Annotated in this window: 19 protein-coding genes; 11 read left to right on the forward strand and 8 right to left on the reverse strand. The window is 35.7% G+C overall.

Going from position 1 to position 25,439, the window contains the following annotated elements:
- The first annotated feature begins 3 nt into the window (after nt 1-3).
- The 3 genes from IPI65_21695 (at nt 4) to IPI65_21705 (ending at nt 1,889) form a co-directional block, all read left to right on the forward strand.
- Entirely contained in the window at nt 4-375 is a 372-nt protein-coding gene (locus tag IPI65_21695) for a hypothetical protein (protein ID MBK7444045.1), read from the forward strand.
- A 162-nt stretch (nt 376-537) separates the two neighbouring features.
- The gene (locus tag IPI65_21700) at nt 538-1,041 is read left to right on the forward strand and encodes a hypothetical protein (protein ID MBK7444046.1); all 504 of its coding nucleotides are present in this window, start codon (nt 538-540) and stop codon (nt 1,039-1,041) included.
- A gap of 140 nt (nt 1,042-1,181) precedes the next feature.
- Nucleotides 1,182-1,889, forward strand: a complete 708-nt coding sequence (locus tag IPI65_21705; GenBank protein MBK7444047.1) for a DNA alkylation repair protein — start codon at nt 1,182-1,184, stop codon at nt 1,887-1,889.
- Between the two features lie 26 nt (nt 1,890-1,915).
- Here IPI65_21705 and IPI65_21710 read toward each other — a convergent pair whose 3' ends face one another.
- Entirely contained in the window at nt 1,916-3,178 is a 1,263-nt protein-coding gene (locus IPI65_21710; GenBank protein MBK7444048.1) for a T9SS type A sorting domain-containing protein, read from the reverse strand.
- Nucleotides 3,179-3,184: 6 nt separating this feature from the next.
- Nucleotides 3,185-5,788 carry a tail fiber domain-containing protein gene (locus IPI65_21715; protein MBK7444049.1) on the reverse strand — a complete coding sequence of 868 codons (2,604 nt, stop codon included), beginning with the start codon at nt 5,786-5,788 and terminating at the stop codon, nt 3,185-3,187.
- 379 nt (nt 5,789-6,167) lie between these two features.
- Here IPI65_21715 and IPI65_21720 point away from each other — a divergent pair, with 379 nt between their 5' ends.
- Nucleotides 6,168-7,658 (forward strand): hypothetical protein, encoded by a 1,491-nt coding sequence (locus tag IPI65_21720; GenBank protein ID MBK7444050.1) that lies wholly within the window; start codon nt 6,168-6,170, stop codon nt 7,656-7,658.
- Nucleotides 7,659-7,845: 187 nt separating this feature from the next.
- Here IPI65_21720 and IPI65_21725 read toward each other — a convergent pair whose 3' ends face one another.
- Nucleotides 7,846-10,017: a tail fiber domain-containing protein gene (locus tag IPI65_21725; protein MBK7444051.1), complete on the reverse strand. Its 2,172-nt coding sequence runs from the start codon at nt 10,015-10,017 to the stop codon at nt 7,846-7,848.
- A 307-nt stretch (nt 10,018-10,324) separates the two neighbouring features.
- On the opposite strand from IPI65_21725, the gene IPI65_21730 reads away from it, so the two are divergent.
- The 3 genes from IPI65_21730 to IPI65_21740 all read left to right on the forward strand — a co-directional run bounded on the left by IPI65_21730 (nt 10,325) and on the right by IPI65_21740 (nt 14,381).
- Nucleotides 10,325-11,821, forward strand: coding sequence for a hypothetical protein (locus IPI65_21730; GenBank protein MBK7444052.1), 1,497 nt, complete (start codon nt 10,325-10,327; stop codon nt 11,819-11,821).
- 274 nt (nt 11,822-12,095) lie between these two features.
- Nucleotides 12,096-13,799 carry a DUF4397 domain-containing protein gene (locus tag IPI65_21735; protein ID MBK7444053.1) on the forward strand — a complete coding sequence of 568 codons (1,704 nt, stop codon included), beginning with the start codon at nt 12,096-12,098 and terminating at the stop codon, nt 13,797-13,799.
- A gap of 168 nt (nt 13,800-13,967) precedes the next feature.
- Nucleotides 13,968-14,381, forward strand: a complete 414-nt coding sequence (locus IPI65_21740; protein MBK7444054.1) for a hypothetical protein — start codon at nt 13,968-13,970, stop codon at nt 14,379-14,381.
- A gap of 73 nt (nt 14,382-14,454) precedes the next feature.
- Here IPI65_21740 and IPI65_21745 read toward each other — a convergent pair whose 3' ends face one another.
- On the reverse strand, nt 14,455-15,309 hold the full coding sequence (locus IPI65_21745) for a hypothetical protein (protein MBK7444055.1): 855 nt from the start codon (nt 15,307-15,309) through the stop codon (nt 14,455-14,457).
- Nucleotides 15,310-15,494: 185 nt separating this feature from the next.
- Between IPI65_21745 and IPI65_21750 the strand changes: the two genes are divergently transcribed.
- Both IPI65_21750 and IPI65_21755 read left to right on the forward strand, forming a co-directional pair.
- Complete coding sequence (locus tag IPI65_21750) at nt 15,495-15,857, forward strand: SET domain-containing protein (protein ID MBK7444056.1); 363 nt, start codon at nt 15,495-15,497, stop codon at nt 15,855-15,857.
- Between the two features lie 128 nt (nt 15,858-15,985).
- Entirely contained in the window at nt 15,986-17,449 is a 1,464-nt protein-coding gene (locus tag IPI65_21755) for a hypothetical protein (protein MBK7444057.1), read from the forward strand.
- 106 nt (nt 17,450-17,555) lie between these two features.
- On the opposite strand, the gene IPI65_21760 is transcribed toward IPI65_21755, so the two are convergent.
- Entirely contained in the window at nt 17,556-18,782 is a 1,227-nt protein-coding gene (locus tag IPI65_21760) for a DEAD/DEAH box helicase (GenBank protein MBK7444058.1), read from the reverse strand.
- A gap of 102 nt (nt 18,783-18,884) precedes the next feature.
- Here IPI65_21760 and IPI65_21765 point away from each other — a divergent pair, with 102 nt between their 5' ends.
- Nucleotides 18,885-20,390, forward strand: coding sequence for a hypothetical protein (locus IPI65_21765; protein MBK7444059.1), 1,506 nt, complete (start codon nt 18,885-18,887; stop codon nt 20,388-20,390).
- A gap of 54 nt (nt 20,391-20,444) precedes the next feature.
- Here IPI65_21765 and IPI65_21770 read toward each other — a convergent pair whose 3' ends face one another.
- Complete coding sequence (locus IPI65_21770) at nt 20,445-21,092, reverse strand: Crp/Fnr family transcriptional regulator (protein MBK7444060.1); 648 nt, start codon at nt 21,090-21,092, stop codon at nt 20,445-20,447.
- A 115-nt stretch (nt 21,093-21,207) separates the two neighbouring features.
- Nucleotides 21,208-23,313: a T9SS type A sorting domain-containing protein gene (locus IPI65_21775; GenBank protein MBK7444061.1), complete on the reverse strand. Its 2,106-nt coding sequence runs from the start codon at nt 23,311-23,313 to the stop codon at nt 21,208-21,210.
- A 147-nt stretch (nt 23,314-23,460) separates the two neighbouring features.
- On the opposite strand from IPI65_21775, the gene IPI65_21780 reads away from it, so the two are divergent.
- Nucleotides 23,461-24,957, forward strand: coding sequence for a hypothetical protein (locus IPI65_21780; protein ID MBK7444062.1), 1,497 nt, complete (start codon nt 23,461-23,463; stop codon nt 24,955-24,957).
- 55 nt (nt 24,958-25,012) lie between these two features.
- Here IPI65_21780 and IPI65_21785 read toward each other — a convergent pair whose 3' ends face one another.
- Nucleotides 25,013-25,408, reverse strand: a complete 396-nt coding sequence (locus tag IPI65_21785) for a lipocalin family protein (GenBank protein MBK7444063.1) — start codon at nt 25,406-25,408, stop codon at nt 25,013-25,015.
- Nucleotides 25,409-25,439: the final 31 nt, after the last annotated feature.

Consider the following 25,439-nt stretch of genomic DNA (forward strand, 5'->3'; position numbering starts at 1 on the left):
ACTGTGAAACAAGGATTTCGGATAATTTCAGGTGTTTTTTTAATTGCGCTGTACGGAGCTATCCTGTTCGGTTACGGACTAAATTCAACTCCATTTGAAATTGCATCTGCACCAAATGTTGAACACGCTCAGCAGTTTACTAAAGTTGGTTTCCCCGATTTATTAAGCCTCACTGCACAAACCGAAAGAATTGTAGCACCGGTGAAATCATCGGTAGCAGGCGGATTAAAACATCCGGATTCAGGTTTAAGTGTTGCTAAACCAATCAATCGCTTTTACAACAGTTTTTATACCCAATATAATTTCTACGCGCAAAAGCTTGTGGTTCGAATGTTACGAACCGATATCATTTACCCTTTCCATTATTTCTGGTAAATATTAATGTAGCCCTATTATTTATTGGCACACACTGCCAACTTTCAACAGACTCAATAAATTCTGCTGAAATACGATTTCCATTTTTTTGTGGATATAATTCCTCAAAGCAAGTGGGGTTCATTCTATTTCCTTTATTCATAAAATTCAAAATTTACTACAATGGACAGCGGAGCTGCTATATTCGGAATTATTATTTCATCATTCATCATAGTCCCTATCGTAATGTTAGGCATATATAAAAGAAAACGAGAAAAACGATTGGTTAAAGCCATTTTTGATCTTGCTGCCAGTCAGCAGGGAACAATAAGTCAACATGACTACTGGGCTAATTCAAGTATTGGTATCGATCAATCCAATAATAAATTATATTTTGTTCAGGATGCCAGATTACACAATGCCGTTTTAATGATAAACCTTGCTGATGTTCAAAAATCGAGAATTATTAACGCTAGCAGAACCATCCGTAGCAACGAAAGTAACATTATCGTTACCGATAAACTGGAACTCGGCTTAAGTATGCTAGATAAAAACAGCGAAGAAATAATATTATCGTTTTATGACGCAACTAAAGACAGTCTAACCCTGGCCGGTGAACTACAACTCATCACCAAGTGGAACGATTTAATTAATACAAGCATCAGCGTCATTTCAAAGCGTAAATAATAAGTACGGGAGGCGCTGTTTTGTTTAAAGGTGCCTCCCTTTTATATTTTCTATTTCTAGTTTTAACATTACTTTAAGCAGAATTTAGGCTTTTTGATTCCCATTTTTTTCCTAATTTAGCCAACATAAATCATCAGATTATGACGGCTTCTGAAATCATGAAACAACTCGAAAAAATGGGTGATGCTCAAACTAAAAAAACATTTTTACGCCACGGCGCAACCGAACCATTATTTGGTGTCAAAATCGCTGAGTTGAAAACGATATTGAAAAAGACAAAAAAGAATCACGCACTTTCACTGGAGTTATATAAAACCGGAAACTCAGATGCTATGTATCTTGCAGTGCTGATGGCTGATGAAACGAAAATCACTGAAGCCGATTTAAATGAATGGGTGAAAAAAGCCAACTGGTCGTACTTAAACGAGTTTGCAGTGCCCTGGGTTGCTGCTGAAACAAATTTTGGTTTTGACCTTGGTATGAAATGGATTAAATCCGATGATCCATTAATTGCTACCGCAGGCTGGTCTACTTTGTCAAATTTTGCTTCCGTAAAAGCCGATGAACAATTAAATATTGAACAATACAGCCATCTGCTGGATCAAGTAGAAAAAACCATTCACAAATCACCTAACCGTGTTCGGTATGCGATGAATTCGTTTGTGATTGCAGTTGGCAGTTATATCAAAGACCTCAACAAAAAAGCGCTTTCAATTGCAGCAAAAATAAGTGATGTAACGGTAGATATGCAGGGAACAGCCTGCAAATTACCTGCAGCAACTGATTATATCAAAAAAGTGATTGACAAAGGCAATTTAGGAAAAAAGAAAAAAATGGCTCGGTGTTAAACTGATTATAATTCTTATTTAACATCTTAAAAATCCCGCAAATAAACTTTTTGCTGAAATTGAACTGAGGAATTATTAGTTAATCGAACAATATATATTCCAGAAGCCAGTTTATTATCCTGCATCGTTGCAATAAAATTACCCTGCTCAATATTTACTTCTTGCTGATTACACAATGCCCCTGTCAAATTAAAAAGTTGAAGCTGATATGCGCCATCCGGCAAATTTGTAGCAACAACTTGTAATGTGTAAGCCGCTGAGGCATAAGCATAAAATGCAGGCTGCGAAGGTGTTTCACAGTTAGCATACACTAATCCGAAGTCATTTGCACTTGCATCTGCATTTATTAATTGCAAACGATAATACTTTTCTCCCCCCGAAGGAATTAATAATGAATAATCAATTTGTTCGGTGCTATTTCCTGCAGCATCAACCTGAGCTACGAGTGAAAAATTTACGCCATTAACACTTTCATATATAATAAATGATTTACTATTTTGTTCATTACTGGTTGACCAGTGTAATATAGTACCCTTGTCGGAACATGTCGCTGAAAAATCAGTTAAAACAATTGGTAACGGATGTGCAGCCTGATCAATTAATGTCCATACCGGATAAAAATTTGCTGCAGTAAAAGTTGCACCATTTACTTTATTATTTACCGCATCATCAACACCAACAGGAGCATAAAAATCCCAACTATTTGTTGGTGCTGCATAACGTTCTGCTTTTAATTGTGCTTCTGTTATTGAATTTCCAACTGCCGTATGTTCTGCATCGCGATAGGTGAAATTAAATGACCCCGCAGGTCGTGTAGTGTATCCGTTTGTTGACATTATCCAAAACCGGTCAATCACTTCAGCAGAATTATTAGTTACACCACCATTTGTCATATTGGTTACTGTTGACGGCATATACGTTTCATTATCCCATGTTGCTCCTGCATAAGTTGAAAATTCAACAAACCCCGCTCCTGTTCCCGCTGTTGTTACTACCATATCAAGTGGTATTTTTACACCAATTAAGGAAGTAAAAGGCACCGTATAAGTTCCTGTGTTAGTTCCGATATGCCATTTAATTTTGTTATTTTCTTCTTCCGAAATAATATTTCCTCCTGTGCCTGCGGTAGTTATTGCATTTGTGTTACCATTATCCACTACAAGATAAACGCCATTATCCATGGTCATAATTGCATTATTATTAATTATAATCCGGGCCTGGGCAAGCAGATGATTTTGCGATATCATCAATAAAAAAGAGATAAAATAAAATCGAAAATTAATAGGCATAAATTATTATTTTAAATTTAGCATTTCCATTTTTTCTGAAAGTGCATTAATAAGTTCTTGTTGTTGAATTAATAATGTTTTTAGGGATTCAATTTCCTGTTGTTGTTCCTGCATTGCCTGAATCATCGGCACTACAAACTGCGCATACCGTAAACCATAAACATCTGTTTCATTATCCGGTGCATCAACACCACTAAATTCATAGTTCAATTTTTGTGCAACAGCTTCTACTTCCTGGGCAATAAATCCGGATTGTAATGCACCCGATTTTTGCGCCACAGCATTTTTATCAATTACTGAATCAGGAATATTTAAATATGCATTAATTGCCTTGATATCAAGGTGATAAACAACCGGCCGCAATGCCATAATAAATTCCAATCCCGGTACATTTTCAGTAATATCCGTTTTAAATCTACCATCCGAAATATTTGTCCAGTCGGCATAACCACCAATACTGGTAACACTTGCATCACCAATTCGTGCGGAATTTGAAGCTGTTAATCTTGCTCCATTTCCTATTGCAGTACCATTTGTAAAATCGGTTGCTACACTTTGATCGGCATCGTAACCAATAAATGTACAAGATGCATTTAAATCATTAAAACTACCAGCTCCAAAACCAACAGCAACATTATTTGCACCGGAGGTATTTAATTCTAATGCCGTTGAACCAACTGCCACATTGTTTGCACCTGTAGTATTGGCATTTAACGCAGTAAACCCTACGGCTACACCATTTGATGCCGTTGTATTCGCGGTCAACGCCATATGTCCGATACCCACATTACTACTTGAAGTATTTGCATCCAAAACATAACTTCCCACTGCGATATTGTTTCCACCTGTAGTTACTACATTTAATGCAAAAGAACCAATTGCGACATTTCCTGTACCGGTTGTATTATCTTCCAACGAATAAGCACCGACAGCTACATTATAATTTATTGTTGTTGCAGCAGCCATACTATTATAACCTATTGCCACATTTTGAAATCCGGTGGTTAATGCACCTAATGCATTATTTCCAACACCAATATTATGCGTACCGGCTGTTAGTGCATCCAAGGTATTATACCCAACAGCAACATTATCGGTACCTGTTGTTCCGGTTTTTAATGCACCCGAACCAAGCGCAGTATTTCTTATTCCGGTTGTAAGTGCTTCTAAAGCATAATAACCTAAAGCGGTATTATCTCCTCCGGTAGTATTTAAGCGCAGTGCATAATATCCAATGGCAGTATTATTAGTGGCAGTAGTTGTAAAAAACATGGCGTTAAATCCAACAGCAGTTAAATTACTTGAGGTGGTAGTATATAAAGCTGCACTACCTATTGCCACATTATTTGTTGCTGTAGTTGCCGAGTATAATGCATTTCTGCCAATTGCAGTATTTGCACCTGCAGTTGTTGCAGAATACATGGACTGATACCCTACCGCCGTATTATAACTTGCAGTAGTTCCTGTTTTTAAAACATCGCGACCTAAGCCTGTATTTTCAAAACCGGTTGTAATATTTTCCATAGTTAAACTTCCAATAGCAGTATTACTATATCCGGTTGTTGCATCTTTTAATGCATTACTACCAAAAGCAGCATTATAAAATCCTGTTGTATTGGCATTTAATGCATAATAACCAACTGCAGTATTATCCGGTCCGGTTGTATTTGCCCTCAAGGTGTAATAACCAATTGCAGTATTATTTGCACCGGTTGTATTGTTGAACATACTATTAAATCCAATTGCAACGGTATTACTTGCAGTAGAATTATATAATGCAGAACCACCTACAGCAACATTAAATCCTCCTATAATATTTTGATGTAATGTATTTACTCCAATTGCCACGTTTGAAATACCTGTTGTGTTGCCATACAAAGATTCTTTCCCAACAGCGACATTATATAACCCGGTTGTATTTGCGGGTAAACTATTATATCCAAATGCCTGATTTTCATATCCTGTGGTATTTGATGAAAGTGCATTGGTTCCCATTGCCGTATTACTATATCCTGTTGTATTTAATTGTAAAACAAATGCGCCAAAAGCATTATTATCTGAACCTGTTGTGTTGCTGAATAATCCGCCATAACCTACTGCGCTATTATAACCACCTGATGTGTTTGAATTTAAGGTATAAGTTCCAAAACCGCTATTGGTTGTATTCCCATTTACTTCGCCAGCACCTGTACCAATAAATACAGCACCTCCATAACTAATCATTCCAGCATGCGTATTATTTGTTCGCAACATAATCGGTTGATTATCGACTGTGCCTAAAAAATGTATAGCCGGACTAGTACCATTATTTCCAAATAAGGTCCATCCGGTTATACTATTTAATATTGCTCTCCAGGCAGTGCCGTCGTACATATAAAATAAATTTAAAGTAGTGTCATACACCAATAATCCGGTTGCGGGTGAAGCGATGGCATTGCGTTGAACTGTTGTCATACGCGGTACCAAAATTCCTTTGGTTGTAGATGTAATATCCAGCATTGCTGAAGCATCTGCAACCGCACCGGTTGTATTGATGGAAATGTTTTGTGCCCGAACAAATACAGTTGAACAAAGAAATACCGGGAGTAAAAAAATGAAACGGATTTTCATAACTATCAGTTTACGTGTTTATTAATAACAACAGCGAACTGTTGCGCAATTGAAATAAAATCAACCCCTGCCGAAACAGAGGTTGATAATTCAATCTAATTCACTTCGCATTGGATAGAATGAATGAGTTGGTGCACATAGCATGAGGATGCAGAGCTTCTTCCTAAGTAATGGTATTGGGGTTACCTGGTTTACTGTTTCTTCTAAGTTCATTGTTCTATTCAATTTGCGAAAGTGAATGTGAAACCAAAGAAACAGCGTAAATAGGGTTCCCACAATGCCATAATTTGTTTAAATTTACCCTTTCGGAAGGGTATGAATAAATCATATTATATTGTTTTTCAATCCTTTAGATAACAAATATTTTACATTTCGGCTTATGAATGGAAAATGGCAGGAACTGCACGAACTCATACATACTATGAGCCCCTCCGAGAAGGGGTACTTCAAAAAATTTGTCGGTGGTTACAGCGATGGGGAGGATAAAGTATATGAATACTTGTTCGACCTGCTCGATAAACAAACCGTATTAGATGAAGCTATTATCGTGGCGCGCTTGCGGACTAAATGTAAAAACCTGCATACGGTTCGCAATCATTTGTATAATCAAATGCTAAAAAGTTTGAGTAGTTATGACAGTAAAAAACATCTCACTTTCGAATTGCGGGAGGCTTTAAATAATGTTGAAGTTTTACAAAACAGAGGTTTACATGCACAGGCTGATAAATTTATTCATTATGGTATCGATAAATGTGACAATACCGATTCCTATGCTTATCAATTATTATTTATTCACCAACTCAAACAAAATATTCAGCATCAAAAGGAAACAAATAAACCTGCCTTGCGGAAAATGATCAGTGAAAAAATTATTCAATCAGCTTCTTTCATTTTACACCGCCAACAAATTTTAGATGGTTACAATAAATCTGTCGACTGGCTTAACACGAATTATCCTTTGTATGATGATACAGTGCGGGAAGAAGCTGAAACGTTATTACTTAATTTATCCAACATAGTTATTAACGATGACTACGGGTACAGTGAACTTAATTTATTATACGCAGCCATGGCCAATATTTGCCGACTCACTAATAAACTGACAAATGCCATTTATTATCAGCAAAAAACCATAACCTTAATCGAAACCCTCGACCTCGTGAAAATGAACAGGGAAAGCAGTTATAGTGCCGCCTTGTTCAACCTGGGTTCTATGTATTTCGAACACAATCATTTCAAAGAACTGGAGCAGCTGATTCATAAAATGGAACAATTACAATTCCAGAATAAATCGGCTGCACTAATTAATCATACTGTTGTTTATGTTTTACGCATCCACTTACATACCGGATTAAATCAATATGCAGAAATAACCCAATATGTGCAAGATGCAATTTCTTTTTTTGAGCAAAATAATACAGTGCCCAATCTCAATTTCGATTTCCAAATTCGTTTGTTAGGATATTATATAAATACCAATCAACTCAATAACGCTGTTGATCAGGTGAATTTTATGTTGAATCATTCCTACACACATAGTCAACCCAGTTTCCATATTCACGTTCGACTTATGCAATTAATTATTCATTATGAATTAAAAAATAATGTATTGCTGCCTTCTTTATATCGAAGCACTTATCGGTTTATGAATCGCTATCGTCATACCTATAAAACCGAATCCACGATATTAAATTTTTTACGCCGCACGTTGAATAGTCGCGATAAACAGGATACACAAAAAGTGCTGAACAACTTGCTGGGTTTATTAGAAACCAATGCCGAACAATTGGAGGAACGCGGGTTTTTCAGGTCGTATTTCGATTATATTGGGTGGTTGAGATTAAAAAGGAACGCTGATGCCACGGATTAAGCGGATTTTTGCGGATTTTTTTATGGGAACGCTGAACCCGACAAACGGTCCGCGGATTTAGCTTGATTTCAACTGATTTTTTTGGTAGGTTGTGTGCAGGTTGCCCGCCGGCGGGGAGCTGATTTATTTACAACAGTATCAAAGAACTATAATGGGATAAACCATTTATTTGGGGAATGCAGCATTATTATTCCTGCATGATTTTTTTAATCAATTCGTTTTGTTCCGCAACCAATTTTTGTAACATTTCAATTTGTGCTTGTTGTTCTTGTACTGCTTTTACAAGCGGCACAACAAATTCGGCGTATCGAAGGCCATAAGTGCTTTCATCGTTTTGAGGTACATCTACCCCACTAAAATCATAATTTAATTTTTGAGCTGCAATTTCTACTTCTTGAGCAATAAATCCGGTTTGAATTTGATTTGTTTTTTGTGCAACACCATTTTTATCAGTTAACGAATCAGGAATATGATGAAAAACATTTATTGCTGCTACATCTAAATTGTAAGTAACCGGTCTCAATGCCATAATAAAATCTAACCCGGGTACATTTTCCTGCACATTTGTTTTAAATCTACCATCAGAAATATTTGTCCAGTTTACATAACCACCAATACTGGTTGTGGATGCAGTACCAACACGCACCTGGTTCGATGCATCTACAACTGCAGAATAGCCAATTGCAGTGCTATAAGTATATGGCCCAACACCGGAGATTCCCGAACTTGCTCCTAAAAATGTGCTATAACTATTGCTGATACCTACACTACCCGCTGAAGAACCAACAGCTACAATCAGACTTCCAGTTGTATTCGCTGATAATGAAGCACTACCGATTGCTGTATTAGAATAACCGGTTGTAAGTTTCGCCGCATCGGCACCAACAGCTGTATTGTGCCACGAAGTAGTAATAGCTGCTAAAGTATTTGAACCAATTGCAATGTTTGAATAACCGGTTGTACCATTTTCATAAGCCGCATATCCAAGTGCGATATTCTGATAGCCGGTAGTGTTATCTGTGAGCGAATTATAACCTATTCCTACATTTTTGTCGCCTGTTGTATTTGATTCCAATGCATAATAACCAATTGCAACATTAAAATCGGCATTATTTGAATATAAAGCTCGTGTGCCTATTCCAATATTTGAATCTCCATTAAAAGAATAAAACATGGCATCCTTGCCAATAGCAATATTATAGTTACTGCCATCTGCTGAATACAAAGCCTGATCTCCCAATGCGATATTAAAACTCGAAGCAGACAAATCAGTTGCTGCATTGTTACCAATGGCAGTATTACTTGAACAATTCGTACCATTTAATAACACATTAAATCCAATACCCACATTTGACGACCCCGTAATATTATTATTCAACACACTATATCCGATAGCAACATTATTAATCCCGGTTGTAGTTGCCTCCAATGTACCTGTTCCAATAGCCGTATTATAACCCGCAGTAGCCAATGTCAATGCACCAGTTCCTATTGCCACCGAACCAACTGATGTTGTTGCAGTTTGTAATGCGGTATTACCTATTGCCACATTACTGCTTCCGGTTGTCAGCGATTTCCCTGCCTGAAATCCAATGGCAACATTACCGGATGCTGTTGTTAAAGCATTTAATGTTTTATATCCGATTCCAGTATTCATAAAACCCGTTGTAGTATTCTCTAATGATGCTGCTCCAATTGCTGTATTAAAATCCCCTGTTGTATTGTCGAATAAACTGTTATACCCTATTGCGGTATTTGAACTGCCTGTATTAAAATACAAGCATTTATATCCTATACCTGTATTTTCATTGCCTGCAACATTCGAAAGTAATGCCTGAAAACCAAGGGCAGTATTGTAATTTCCGGTTGTGTTTAAATACAAGGCATTACTACCGATGCCAACATTATTTATACTCAAATCATTTCTTCCGGCATTATAACCCAAAAAAAGGTTCTCCCCTGTTGAAATCAAACCCGACTGCGTATTATTTGTTTTAAAAATTAAAGCCTTATCATCTGTAGTGCCTAAAAAATGCGTGCCCGGTGTTGTCCCTGCATTGCCTGTTGTACTCCATCCTGTGCTATTATTGATTAATGGTTTCCAAGCACTGCCATCGTAATAAAAAAACGAACTCTGGGTATTATCATACACTAATAAACCTGTTGCCGGCGATACAATTGCTGTCCGCTGCGCAGTTGTCATACGCGGAATTAATACGCCTTTTGTAGTTGATGTAACATCCAACATCGCACTCGCATCTGCTACCGTGCCCGTCGTGTTGATAGCAATGTTTTGTGCAAACAATAAATTACTCATTAATAAACAAAAAATTACAAGTGTGTAGTGCTGTAATCGCATATTCAAAGCTTTTGATAATTTTTAAAAATGAACCTCCACCGGAGCAGAGGTTCGTATTCAATCTGATCACTTCGCTTTGAAAGAATGAATTTCTTTTTTGGGGCAGATGTAATTTGTCGCTATAACAAACAACCGCTCCCTATGTATGCTGACTTTGTAACCTGATTCCTTTTGCGAAGTGATCGATTTACAAGGGCAAAGATGTAGTGATAAAATAGCCTATACAATACAAAAAAAGGCATTTTTATCTATTTTGAATAGATATATCTTTTGTTTAAACCCTTTATTTATAGACTTTTTACTAAATTTGAGTCTATATTTCGAGTTTATGGCTGATAGCTGGAAAACCCTTCATCAACTTATTCATTCCATGAGCCCCACCGAAAAGGGCTATTTCCGGAAATTCCAGTCCGGTTACCGCGTGAAAGAGACTAAAGTGTACGATTATTTATTCGATCTGCTTGAAGAAATGGAATCACCTCACGATGAAATTATTTTAAAAGCCATGAAAAACAAGTGCAAAAATTTACAAAGCACAAGGGCCTATTTATATCAGCAAATTTTGAAAAGTTTACGCAATTACAACAGTAAAAAAAATATGCATTTCGATTTTCGTGAACAACTCGATACCATCGAAATTTTACAAACCAAGGGGCTTTATAAAGAAGCATACCATTTAATCGAAAAGGGGCTGGCAAGATGTAAGGAAACGTTTACACCAACTTATGAGTTATTATTTTTACATTATCAGAAAAATGCCATTCAGTTTCTTGAAGAAAATAAAAAGCCTTTAGTAAGAAACCAAAATAATGCATCTATTATTTCTGCTGCAGAATTTATAACCGGAAGACAACATATTATTGAAGGATATGCAAAATCTATCCAATGGCTGAATAATCATTTTCCCTTATACGATGAACAGGTAAAAACTGAAGCAAACATTTTGCTGCAACAGCTCATCACTATTGCACAGCAACATGAATTTGATTTTGGGGAGAAGAATTTATTATATGCCGGCATGGCAAATATCTGCAGGCTCACACTCCGTTTAGAAGAAGCTGTCCGCTATCAGTTGGTTACAATTCAGTTAATGGAATCTATCAATCTTATTGCTCTAAACCGCGAAACCAGTTATGTTGGGGCAATGCTCAATTTGGGTTCCATGTTATTTGAAAATAAACAATACCGGGAGCTCGGGCAATTAATAGATAAAATGGAAAATTTAAAATTCCAATCGCCATCTGCCAATATCGTAAATGAATCAGTAACCTATGTTTTGAAAATTCACCTGCATAGTGATACCAGACAATTCGACGAAATAAATAAATATATTAATACGGGTGAAACGTTTTTTGAAACAAATAATACCATTCCCAATATTACCTTCGACTTTCATATCCGTCTCCTCGCCTATTATATTAATACCAAACAATTTGATAATGCATTAAATAAAGTAAACTTTATGCTGAATTCAAATTACACGCATAGTCAGCCCTCGTTTCATATTCACGTTCGCTTAATGAATATCATAATTCACTACAAACTTAAACATACGCTGTTACTGCCATCGCTGTTTCGCAATACCTACCGGTTTATGTCCAACTACCGGCATACCTATAAAACCGAAGCCACCATCCTTAATTTTTTGCGACGCACGTTAAATAGCCGCGATGCTGGTGAAACTAAAACCATTATGCTCAATTTGTTAAACAAACTGCAACTAGCTACAACCGAGCAGGCTGAAGAAGCATTTTTCAGAAGTTATTTCGACTATATTACCTGGCTGAAATTTGAAATAGAATAATATGCGGATTTTAATCTGTATATCGTTTTTAAAAGCCACCTGAAATTCATGCATACACAAGAGAAAATGCTAAATATGCATTTAATAGATGTATCACTTTTGAGATAAATATGTTAAATTTTTAACAAATTACATCTTGCTGCAAAACGCCAGAACCCCTTTGCCTGCTTTAGTTTCAAAATTGTTCACGAGATAGAAAAATTTAACAGGAGTATTTTTTCGAACAATGCTAAATGCATTTGGTTTTACATCCATTAAACAAACTAAATAAGTTATGAAAAATTTACTCCTTACTTCGTGTTTAGCTATCACTTCATTAGTGGGCTTTTCACAAACTGCACGTGTGCAGGTAATTCACAATTCAGCCGATCCTGCTGCAAAATTTGTGGATGTTTATTTGGATGGTGCTTTATTATTAAATGATTTTAAATTCCGCACCGCAACACCTTATATTGATGCTCCTGCCGGAACACCAATCACCATTAGTATTGCACCTTCAACAAGTGTAACAGTAGATGATGCAATTGCAAATTTTACTTATACCTTAACTGAAGGCGACAAATATGTAGTTGTTGCAAATGGTGTTTTAGATCCCGGTGCATTTGCTGCTAACCCTGATGGTGTAAGCACTGCATTTAATTTATTTGTACGCAACGAAATGCGTGAATCATCATTAGACCCAAACAATCTTGATTTTGTATTTTTCCATGGTGCAACCGATGCTCCAACAGTTGATGCTATTGCGCGTGATGTTGCAACGGTAGTTGATAATGCAGCATACACAACATTTACTGATTATGTAAGTGTGCCTGCCGATAAATACATTATTGATGTTACTCCGGGTGATGTACCTTCATTAATCGTAGCAAGTGCTCGTGCATTTTTAGATGCAGCAGGTGGAGCTTCTGCAGTAATTTTTGCAAGTGGATTTTTTGATGTTGCTTTAAATCCGGGCGGAAAAGATTTCAAATTATTTTATGCATTACCTGACGGTACCGTAAAACAATTACCTTTTATTACAACTGCTAAATTACAGGTAATTCACAATGCTGCCGATCCTGCTGCCGCATTTGTAGATATTTATGTAGATGGTGCTTTAGCAATTGACAATTTCGCTTTCCGCACTGCTACACCTTATATTGATGTTCCTGGTAATGTTCCGGTTAGTATTGCTGTTGCACCTCCAACAAGTGAATCGGTTGATGATGCAATTGCAACAATTTCTGCAACTTTTAAAGCAGGTTACGGTTATATTGCAATGGCAACAGGTGTATTAAATCCTGATTTATTTAATCCAAATCCTGATGGTGCTTCTATTGCATTTAATTTATTAGTAAAAGAAAATACAGAATTTATTTCTGACAGAGCTAATGGTTTAGAATTTTTCGGAGTACATGGTTGCACCGATGCACCTACAGTAGATATTATTGCTCGTGATGTTGCTACATTATTAGATAATGTTTCTTACGGCGATGTAAGTGCTTATCAGGTTGTTCCTGCTAACACCGTATATATTTTAGATGTGGCTTTGGGTGATGCACCTGAAACAATTGTTGCATCTTATGAAGCTGCCTTAGAAGCAGTTGCAGGTCAAAGTGCAGTTGTATTTGCAAGTGGATTTTTAGCTCCTGAATTAAATCCTGAAGGCAGCCTTCCATTTGGTTTATATTACACATTAGCTGATGGAACAACCGGTGCATTCCCTATTTATGTGATGCGTGAAGGTGTAGAAAATACCATTGGTAGTGCTGTATATCCTAATCCTGCAAAATCTACTATAAATGTAAATATTCCGGTTGAGTTTAATGGTTCAGTTCAAATTGCCGATATCAACGGTAAAATTTTGAAATCATTAAATGTAACCAGCACTTATGGTGAAACAATTTCAGTTGATATCGCAGGTTTAGCTGCCGGTATGTATACTGTTACCCTGACCTCTGCAAATGCAGTGCAGGCAATTAAAATGATTAAAGAATAAATGATTGGTTATTTTTTGTGAGACCGGCAATTGCCGGTCTTTTTTTTTGTACGTAATCAGTGTTTTAAAATTCAGCCTTATGCTTGAACTGATGTCACAAAATCAGGCAAAATGTTAGGAAATATGTATGATTATAGCTTACTTTAGTTCGATAAACAACCATACAAGATGAAAAACCACATAACCATTATTCCGGTTATACTACCTGCCCTAATGCTGTTAAGCGCCTGTGATAAAGGTTCAGACAACAAAGGCACGCCTGATGTAACCGGACCGGAAATCGCTTACTACGAGCCTGATCCGAACGATGTATTTAATTTAAACGACACCATTTTTCTGCTCGCGGATGTCACGGATGACTCCGAATTGCAGGACTTTTGGGTGAAACTGGTTAAGGGCCCTGATACCGTTTTAATATGGCCTTCTGAAGTAGTTATTTTCGGAAATATTAAAAGTTATCATTTAGATGATTATGTAATTGACACCTATAATATCACCTCGCCGGCTACAATTTTATATTATGCAATCGATAAAAAAGACAATAGCACTTTAATTGAAGTGCCAATCGAATTACAAAATTAATTTAGGAAATTAATCAAATAAAAAAGCTGCGCAGTTAAAGTACAATGCGCAGCTTTTTCATTTATATAGGTTATCAATAAAATTCTATACTAACATAAGAATCACCCAATACATCTAATTCAAGTAATATCGCAAACGATTGCATAAATGTTTCACGTCCGGTACCGCCTTTCACATTAAAGTAAGTGGTAATATATTCAACACCGTCGTAATCGGAAATAAAATAATCATCCTCTGTTTCCCAATAGGTCATATCCAGACATTTTTTTATTTCTTCAATTTTAGTTAAATAATATGTTTCAGCTTCTGTGCTAACTTCCGACCAAAATAAATCCTCTGAAGCTACAAAATAGGCATCCAGCCATGCATCACCACCCAAGGAGATCGAATTATCAAACGATTTACCGCCAAAACTTTCTGTGCCCGGCATTAAATACCACATACATTGCCAATTGTTAATGGTATAAATTAATCGCCCACAAAAATCTTCAGGATCAGGAACAACCATCTGTTGTTCCGATAATTTGCGCATGCCATACACAAAGTCTCCCGTTGCACCGGATACGGTTGACGAATAAATAACATTGAAAGTAGTATCCTTATCTGCAATAATCGTTAACACACTGGTATAGGCACTGTCTTCACCCAAAATGTTTGTGCCGTTTGCCCAGTTAACCTGACTGTTATCCAAAGTATAAATCATTGGTTCAAAGGCGATGGCACGCATGTAAAACATTGCACCTTCACCTTTGGCCATCGATATTGAAAGATTTTTATAATACCTGCCATCTGTAAATGTATTGTCGGTGCTTTCCAGTATTGACTGCTGCTCTGCCGTATAAGCGCCAACGGTTGCCTGAGCGAAAACAGAACCAACCGATGTAAGTGTAACGACAAAAATTAAAGTGAATAATTGTGTTGCTCTCATTGTTGAATGTATAATTTTAAAGCAAATATAATAATATGACAAAGTTTCCCTATTGATTATTGTAATTTTGAAGGGTAAAACATATGTCACCGTTACCAAATTCCATACCAGCAACTCCAGAATCCGAACATGCCATTTCGGCACCTGAAGCCGATTATCTGTTTATACAGCCTTCACGGATACCCATGGCGGGCAGTGGGTTATTTACCGCGATAACTATTTATAAAGAGGAGATTATTGCAAAATTTGTTGGTGAAGTTATCGATTTAAAAGAGGCTCAAAAACGAAAAGCTGAGGGAAAAGATGATTATTTTATGAACCTGCACGATGGCAACACATTGGATTGTATGCATACCGATTGTTTTGCCAAATACGCAAATGACGTTGCCGGCACCCGATTAAAAATAAATGCTTTTATTGGAATGGATGAACATAATCAAGTATGTTTAATTGCAAATAAAACAATTATAGCAGGTTCAGAAATATATTGCAGTTATGGAAAAAAATACTGGAAGCAGCGGAAACATTATCTTGATGTACATAAATAAGCTAGGTTTAGAAATGCTGAAAACACTATTCGTTATTTCATGCCTTGCTGCGCATGCATCTAACTCTTAAAATTTAAGCATTTAAAACTTTTCAATTACATTTGTGTAAGAGGTAAATTAATGTTTTTATGAAAAAATACAACCTGACTTACTTTATAATTGCGCTTTTTAGTTTGTTGCTGATTACTTCAGATAACTTAATAGCACAAGTAATTACTGAAAAACGAATTGAATTTGAAGTTACTGATGATAGTAAATATTTATATTCCAAGATATATCCATTTGGTGCAGCTGGACTTATTATTTATAAAAAGGAAAATAAAAACAATATTTACAAATTAGAACATTATAACACGGATTTCAATCCTTCATTCCAAAAAGAATTTGAGCTACCAAAGGGTTTTGCTTTAACAAAAATCTTCACAAATACAGAATATTTATATCAGCTATATGAAGATTTAAATGAAAATTTCGTGCTATATCGATTTAATGCAAGCGATTTATCCTTCAATAAAGCAATCGGTAGTTTACCTCAAAAGAGCACATTGGTTGCGATGGCTGCATCAGGTGATTTTGCCTATATTACACTAAATAGTAAAGAGGGACCACTTATTTTAAAAGTAAATAACGAAAGTGGCAATTCAGAAATTATACCCATTTCAGCACCTGCCTTTACAACTGAAGATCTGAGTGTTAGTTCAATAGAAGTTATAGAGTCAACCGGGGATCTTTTAATTTATTACACTGCAATAAATAAAAATGAAAATAATTTTTATGTGATGCATGTTGGTTTGAATGGAAAAATAAATTCCACGATTAATTTAACAGCCATTGTAGGTTTCAGAATAACTGGTATTTCTGCGAATCAGCTTAGTGAAGATAAATTTATTTTTACAGGAACTTATATGACTAACGTTGCAACATCAGATGGAATTTATATTTGCAAAACAAATGGTTATGATATTGACTTTATTGAACGATACAAACTCTCAGAACTAGAAAATTTCTTTTCCTATCTGCCAACTCCGGAAGAACAAAAAGTAGCTAAAAAAAATGGGGTTTCAGGTGTTAATAACGCAGCTGACTGGTATTTTATGGCTGACCATAGTATTATAAAAGTTGGCGACAATTATTTAAAGATTGCAGAAGCCTATTATCCAACTTATTCTGTTGACCCCACCTTATCTTTTAGTGGTTTCAAATATACCCATGTGCTACTTTCTATGTTCGATAATTTGGGTAAAAAATTATGGGACCGTACATTTAAAATGGAAACCAGCTATAATCCATTAGAGGTTATAAAATTTATTTCTGTAAAAATAGTCAACGATGAAATTAACTTATTATTCAGCGGAAAAGATGATATTTTTTCAATAGCATACAATCTTGAAGGCGATCAATTAAGAACCGATAAAGCTCCACTAAAGGTGGATAAAGAAAACTCCTATATTGAAGACCCTTTTAACAAAATAACATTTTGGTATGATTTTAACTTTATTGCCTATGGCTATCAAACATTTAGAGACGACAACCAGTATCCCGGCAGTAAAAAACGCACCGTGTTTTTTATTAATAAAATTACCTACGATTGATTGATTGATTGATTAACCAATTACAAAACAGCCTTGCTCCTGGCCTGATATTAAAGAATAAACTATCTAGAAGCAGGCAAATATTATCTCTAAAGGCATAAACAACTTACCTGCGTGAATTATTTCTGCGATTATTATTCCTGTTACCACCGTGTCTAAAATTGGTATTTCCTCTGCGCACTTTTGGTTCATATGCAGGTGTAGGTCCTAAATCTTCAGGTACTGCTAATCGATTTATTTCCCCTTCAATTAACTCTTCAATACTCATCAGTTTACGCTGATCATTTAAACCAACAAATGTGATGGCTTCACCTTTTGTATCAGCACGTGCTGTGCGACCTACACGGTGTATATAATCTTCCGCATCACCGGGAACATCATAATTAATTACCATCCCGATATTATCGATATCAATACCACGCGATAAAATATCGGTTGCAACTAGAATTTGTAATTCACGATTGCTGAAACTTCTTAATACCGCCTTACGCTGTATTTGCTCTAAATCGGAATGAATGGCAGCTACGTTATATTTCAAACGTTTGAGTTCCATTTCCAATTGTTTTACTTTTTCTTTGGTAGATGAAAATATGAGTATACTTTTTATTTCGCTTCTGCCATTTAAAATTGTACGCAACAATGGCATTTTCTGATTATCGTGTAAAATATAAACACCTTGTGTAACACCCTCTGCCGGTTTTGATAAAGCAATATTAATTTGGTCAGGGTCCTTTAATATTTTTTTCGCAATAGACCGAATTTTATGTGGCATGGTTGCAGAAAATAATAGTGATTGACGCTGCTCCGGTAAATTCGAAATAATACGGGTAATATCATCACTAAAACCCATATCTAACATTCTGTCTGCCTCATCTAAAATAAGATGTTGCAACGTATCAAATTTTAAATATCCCTGTGAAATATGTGACAATAAACGTCCGGGTGTACCCACAATAATATCTACACCTTCTCTGAACGAACGTTTTTCCTGCTCGTACATCGCACCATCATTTCCACCGTAAACTGCAATTGAACTTAAATTGGTAAAATAAGTAAATGCCCTTATTGCCTCATCAATTTGAACGGCTAATTCGCGGGTAGGAACAATAATTAATGTATTTATAGACCCATGTCCGCGCAATATAATTTTATTGATAACCGGCAACAAATAGGCCGCAGTTTTACCTGTTCCTGTTTGTGCACAGGCAATGATATCTTTATTTTTTAAAATGATTGGAATGGCTTGTTCCTGAATAGGTGTAGGGGCTTTGAATCCCATCGACATCATTCCATCCATTAACTCCGGCTCAAACCCAAAAGCTGAAAACTCCATTTGTTATATACTATTATACTGTAAAAATACGTGAAATCCTTTACATTTGACCAATTGTGCCTTTTCCTGTAGCTTTGTGGAACATCTAAACAACAGCTATTAATGAAAAAACACATCCACACTTACTATGTAAGTGCTCTCTTCAGTTTGTTATTACTTACAACTGAAAACCTAAAATCCCAGGTCATTACCGAAAAACGAATCGAATTTGAACAGGGTGAAGAATATGAAAGTTATAATATGTTTCCCTTTGGTGCAGACGGTCTTTTATTGTATGCAAAAGAAGAAAAAGGTAATGTTCGTAAACTGGAACATTACAGTACCGATCTGGTTGCAGATACAAAAAAAGAATATGAAGTACCAAAAGGATTTGTGTTAACAGAAACTTATACCGATAAAGAATATTTATATCAGTTTTTTAAAGATAAAAAAGGAAATTTCCAATTTTATCGTTTTAATGCCAATGATTTAGCGTTTAAAAAAGCAATTGGCATTTTACCTAAAAAAACTTATCCTGGTGTAATGGTTGCCTCAGGCGATTTTGCTTATCTGTCAGTTCGCAGTAAAAAAGGTCCTTCCATTTTAAAAATAAATATTGAAAGCGGTAAAACAACCATTATTCCTATCGCAATTTCTCCATATGCAGCTAAATACCTGAGTATAGAAAATATTCAGATTATGGAAGCAACCGGCGAAGTGATGATTTACATTAATGCCATGAATAAAAAAGACCATAATTTATATGTCATGCATTATGGTGTTGACGGTAAAGAAAAAAATACATTTAATTTATCTTCCAAAACAGAAAAAAAATTATCCAGCGTTTCTGCTAGTCAGTTAAGTGAAGAAGAATTTGTTTTTACCGGCACCTATTCCAGTCGCTCAGCAGCCACATCAGAAGGCATGTATATGTGTAAAACCAGCGGTAAGGATATCGACTTTATGGAATTTTACAATTTCACCGATTTCGAAGATTTCTTTTCTTACCTACCTGAACGTAAACAGGAAAAAATAGAAAAGAAAAAACAACAGGCCGATAGTAAAAACAAAGAGTTAACGTACAATTATTACATGGCTGAACATCCCATCACAAAAATTGGCGACAACTATCTGATGATTGCCGAGGCCTACTACCCTACTTATCGCCAGGAAGCCCGGACAACAACGTCAAACGGAAAAACAACAACTACTTATGTTACCGTTTTTGATGGTTACCAGTATACACATGCTTCGGTAGCAATGTTCGACAATGAGGGCAAAAAAATGTGGGATCGTGCTATTAAAATGTATCCGAGTTACAAACCATTTGTGGTAAAACGATTTATTTCAGAATCAGTAGTAAATGACGAAATCAACTTATTATTCAGCAGCAGTAACAGCATTTTTTCTGTTGCCTACAATATGAAAGGTGATAAAATAAAAGATAAAAAAGCAGAATTAATTGTAGATGAAGAAAACACCAAGGTGAAACAATCTTATTCTAATATCGAATTCTGGTATGATATCAACTTTATTGCTCATGGTTATCAAACCATTAAAGACAAAGAGGAATCGTTTGGTAATAAAAAACGCAGAGTATATTTTATAAATAAAATTACTTATGAATAATTAATTTATTTTTTTTGATAAAATGCCATCCTTAATAAACCGGATGGCATTTTTTTATGGCCCAACGAATAAAATATTTCTTTTATAAGGTGTATTTTCCTGAAGTTTCCGTTTGTTCTTCTCAATTATCGTCCTTCTAATCCGGCTCAAACTTTCTTTCTCCATACCCAAATAAGACGCGATATGATACAGCGGCACCCGGTTAAATATTTCCGGGTTTTCATTAAAGAAACGGGTGTATCGCTCTTCACAACTCATAAATAAATTCGCCCCGATATGTTCGGTGGAGATTCTAACAATGTATTCGGTAATTAATTTGTTAATTCCGGACTGGATGAAACTCTGATCTTTTCCTGCAAACAATTTTGTTAGGTTTATAAATAATATCTCCGTTTTTTCAAGTGCCTCAAAATGAAAATTGTGGTTGCCGGCAGATAAAAATTGGTTGTAATCTAACAGGGCATCTCCTTCCAATAAAAAGCGAATATTCATCTCTTTTTTCCCTACAAAATAATACAACCGAAACGCGCCCGTGTGAATAATACCAAGCTGTAAGATATCCTGTTGTTGTCGGATATAACCCGAACCTGCTTCAAATTGTATGGTTGAAACACAAGCAGCAATTTCTGCATCACTTAAATTTATATCACCCCAACCCAGTCGCAACTGTGCACGCAGCGATAAACATGTTTGACCTGTCATACCGAAAAAATTAAAAATAAATGGAAAGAAAAAGTCAGCACGCAACAGTATTGTGGTGATAGAATACCTTATAGAACTGTTGTGTGCTGACTACTAAATAATGTATAAACAGAATTTACTTGATAACTGTAAATCTGCTTAATGAAACCATATTGTTTGCATCAATTGCTTTTGCAAGATAAATACCTGCAGCAAGATTTTCGATGTTAATGGTTGCAATATTTGAATTGATTAATACACGACCATTCAAATCCAAAATCTGGAATGCTGTTGCATTTGCCGCTTCAAATGTAATTACAGTTTTTGCAGGGTTTGGATAAGCAACCATGTTATTCACAGTTAAATCTTCAACACCATCCGGTTCAACAACTGTGCGTAAAACACTTACACCAACATCAGTATGCGCAATCCAGATATCACCTGTTGCAGTTACCAAAAAGTTGGATAAATAATTTGAAGGCATTAACGGATCAGCCAATGTATTTATATTAGTTTCAGAAGCATCATCTAAATCATAAATCCATAATCCACCGATGGTACCATTCATACCACAATACACTTTATTGTCATGGAAATTAATATTCACAACAAAATCATCCACTGCGCTTGCAGTAAAATCAGACCAGTCTGTTCCATCAAAACGATATAATTTGCCTGAGTTTGCGCCGAACCAAATATTGCCTGCTGCATCCTGTTTTATTTCCTGAATACTTGATCCTTCAGCAAGTGCAGGAAAATCGGTTGCATTAATTACATCTTGTGTAACAAAATCATATTTTACAATACCGTTAGTTCTACCCAGCCAAATGAGGTTACGCATATCATCATAAACAACACTAATAAACCATGAAGCTACACCACCGGTTTCAATCAAATTGGTAGTTACACCTGCTTCATATTTAAATAAACCTTCCTCGTTAATAAAATATACAATGCCATCTGCTGTTACATCATAATCAAAAACATACACTGAACTATAACCCGCAGCCATTGGAATATGTGTCCAGGTTGTACCGTCATAATATTCAAGTAAATTTCCATTATCTACTACATAAAACATATCGTTGTAATAACGTAAGTCATACATAGAATTGTAAATGGTTGGCACACTAACTTCTAAATCCCAATTATCGGTAACTGCATTAAATTGATAAATTGAAGTACCTGAAGCAATAAAAATATTATCATCAGCACCTTTTACAATACCTGATATACCATTTGAAGTAAAGTTATATTGTTGAGTTGCGTAGGTTGTTTTAGTTGCATTTAATTTAATAACAGTTGGAGGAGCCATATAATCACCGCTGTTTACATAAAACGATGTTCCATCAGTGAATTGTAATTTATCACTATAATCTAAGCCAAGGCTATTCACAAATTCCCAGGTTAAACCATTGAGTTTATAAATTTCTGTTGAGTTGATGAGCAGATATAAATTATCATCTGTGCCTCTTGTAATATTATTAATAAAGCCGAATTCCGGTAAACCTTCCATTGCAGGTGCATAGGTTCCATCTTTAAATTGGAATTCGAGACTACCACTATTATTGATTAAATAGGTATCGGCATTTACACCATAAATACGAACGGTTGCAGGCGAACAACCTAATACAACAGGCGATTCAGTATTTGGAAATGAATCAATTGCCATATTTGTGGCGGCATCAATTACCAAACAATCTTCACCTGTAAAAATTAAAACCTTATTATCTGAAGTGATATCAAAATCCCATGCGTCAAAATCCCATCCTGCACCGCCAACTGAATTAATAAATGTATAGGAATGATCGTCACTGTCAAATTTGTATAAACCTGCATCGGTTTGCAGCCATAAATCGCCAAAACCATCAAATTTCATTCGATACATTAAAAAGTAAGTCGGGTAATCGTAGGATAACCAGTTTTCACCATCCCATTCAACCACACCTGCATCGTAAGTGCCAACCCAGATTGTTCCTGAAGTAGCATCAACGGCCACCTGCTCCACCAATGAAGATGGTAAGCCGGCATCACCTTTTTTGTAATAAGTTTTTTCAAGTGTTGTGGTATTCATATCTACCACACCCCCTTTTGCGGTAATCCAAAGGTGGTCACCAACAGGTTCCACATCTGTAACAGCAGTAAAATTGCTGTAATTTACCCATTCCTGCTCCTGACCGAAGGCCTGAAAAGCAGCAGCAGAGAGGAGAACTGCTGTGAACATGCTGAATAATTTCTTCATATCGTTATAATTTTCAAGGACAAATTTCTCTCAACCAACATCAAAAAAGAAATCAAATATCGGTTATAAATTAGTTGTCTGAATGATATTTTAACATAAATTAGTTTCTGAATATATAGTTTTCATATACTTTTACATTAGAAGTCTATGAAAAACCCATCAGCGGATATTTTTCAGTTAATACAGTCGCTCACCAAAAGCGAAAAACGGTATTTCAAACTGTTTGCAACCCGACATTACGATAAAGATAACCAATATTTGAAGCTGTTTGAAGCCATTGAAGCACAATTAACATATCAGGAAAGGGATCTGGTGCCACTTTTCTCCGCAAAAAAATCACCAGCACATTTTGCAGTGCTTAAGAAACAATTGTATGAAACACTGCTGGAGGCTTTGCATCACTACGATGAATTTAATAACCCGGAACAACAATTAGCCAAGGGTGTACATTACAGCAATTTATTATTGCGGAGAGGTTTATTAGAACAGTGTAAAAAACAATTATCGAAATATAAACAACTAGCTTATAAATTGGAAAAATTTGAGTTGCTGATAGAATTAATTGAAATAGAAAAACGGCTTGCTTCCAAATTACAATATTCCGGTTTACGGGCGGATGTTATTAGTGCTATTCACGAGGAAGAAATGTTTTGCCTTGCACAGTTACATAACACCGGATTATTCTGGCTAAAAAGTGCGGCAATTTATCAATTACATTATGCTAAAAAAATAATTCCCGGCAAAGAAAATACTGTATTAAGTGAAACAGTAAATAGTAAATTATTCAGTGATGCCCATGCAGCCACAACTTTTAAATCGAAGCTGGATCAAATGCAGATTAATGCGTTAAATGCTTTCGTGAAGCGGGATGCAGCAACTGCTTTTAAATGGAACTCGGCATTTCTACAACTCATGGATGAACATAACCATCTAAAACAAATTTATGCCGACCGATATTTTTCAGCATTAAATAATTATTTGATTGACTGCCTTATTTTAAACAAACAAGAAGATTTACTCAACGGCATTTCGACAATGCGTGGCTTACCAACAATGGAGGAGTTCAAACATATTCCACACCTGGATGCAAATGTTTTCAGATTGAGTTATTTACTGGAAATGAATTATTTTATCGGTAAAAATGATTTTACAAATGCACTAACATGTGCCGTTCAAATAAAATCCGGCATAAAAAAATATGCTGAATTTATACCGAAGCCAAATATTATCACTTTAAATTATTTATGTGCTTATACGTTATTTTTTAATAAAGATTTTAACGGAAGTTTAGATGTACTGCTCGACTTATTTAATATTAAAGAAACGGAATCGGTAACAGATATTTATTGTGATGCCAAAATGATGCAATTGCTTTGTCATTTCGAATTAGGAAATCATTTATTAATCGATTCCTTAATTACAGCATTTAATCGGATCACCACTGCCAAAAAAGTAAAAACGCAAACCTACAATGTGGTGATTAAATACATTCGTCAGCAGCTTAGAAGTGCCGACAGGGTTAATTTTGAGGGCCTGCGCACCCAATTGGAAAAACTATCAGAAGCAGATACAGAGCGAAATACGTTTAACAATTTCAATTATTTCTATTGGTTGGAAAATGTGCGCAAAAAGGCTCGTATTTAAGCAATAAAAAAGCCGGCAACTGCAGTTGCCGGCTTCAAAAAAAAGGTTTATATCATCAAAGGTGATTAAATACAAGTATGGTATGGATATTATCCTGCCCAACATGATCAACTGTTAATTTGGTATCAGTTAATTCAACTATTTTCAAACGTGTTGCAGTTGACTCACTTAATACGATGGTCATCCACATGCCGTTATCGCTAACTGACCAAGTGCCTGCATAACCAACACCGTTTAATATCATATTCACATTTTTATCGGCAGTGATGGTAATTTTATCAGTAGCGTTTAAAGCCGGAGGAGCAACTTCTGCACCATCAATTACAATTGCACTAACGGTCCAGTTAAAACATAATTGTGTAGTGATATCAGCTGCACCCTGACCAAAACTTTTAGAAATTCCCAGGCTTGTGATAAATAAAACACATAAAATGTAGGAGTATCTTTTCATAAAACGTTAATTTATTTACATTAATTTTTTT

The organism is Bacteroidota bacterium (assembly GCA_016706255.1).
Lineage (GTDB): Bacteria > Bacteroidota > Bacteroidia > Chitinophagales > BACL12 > UBA7236.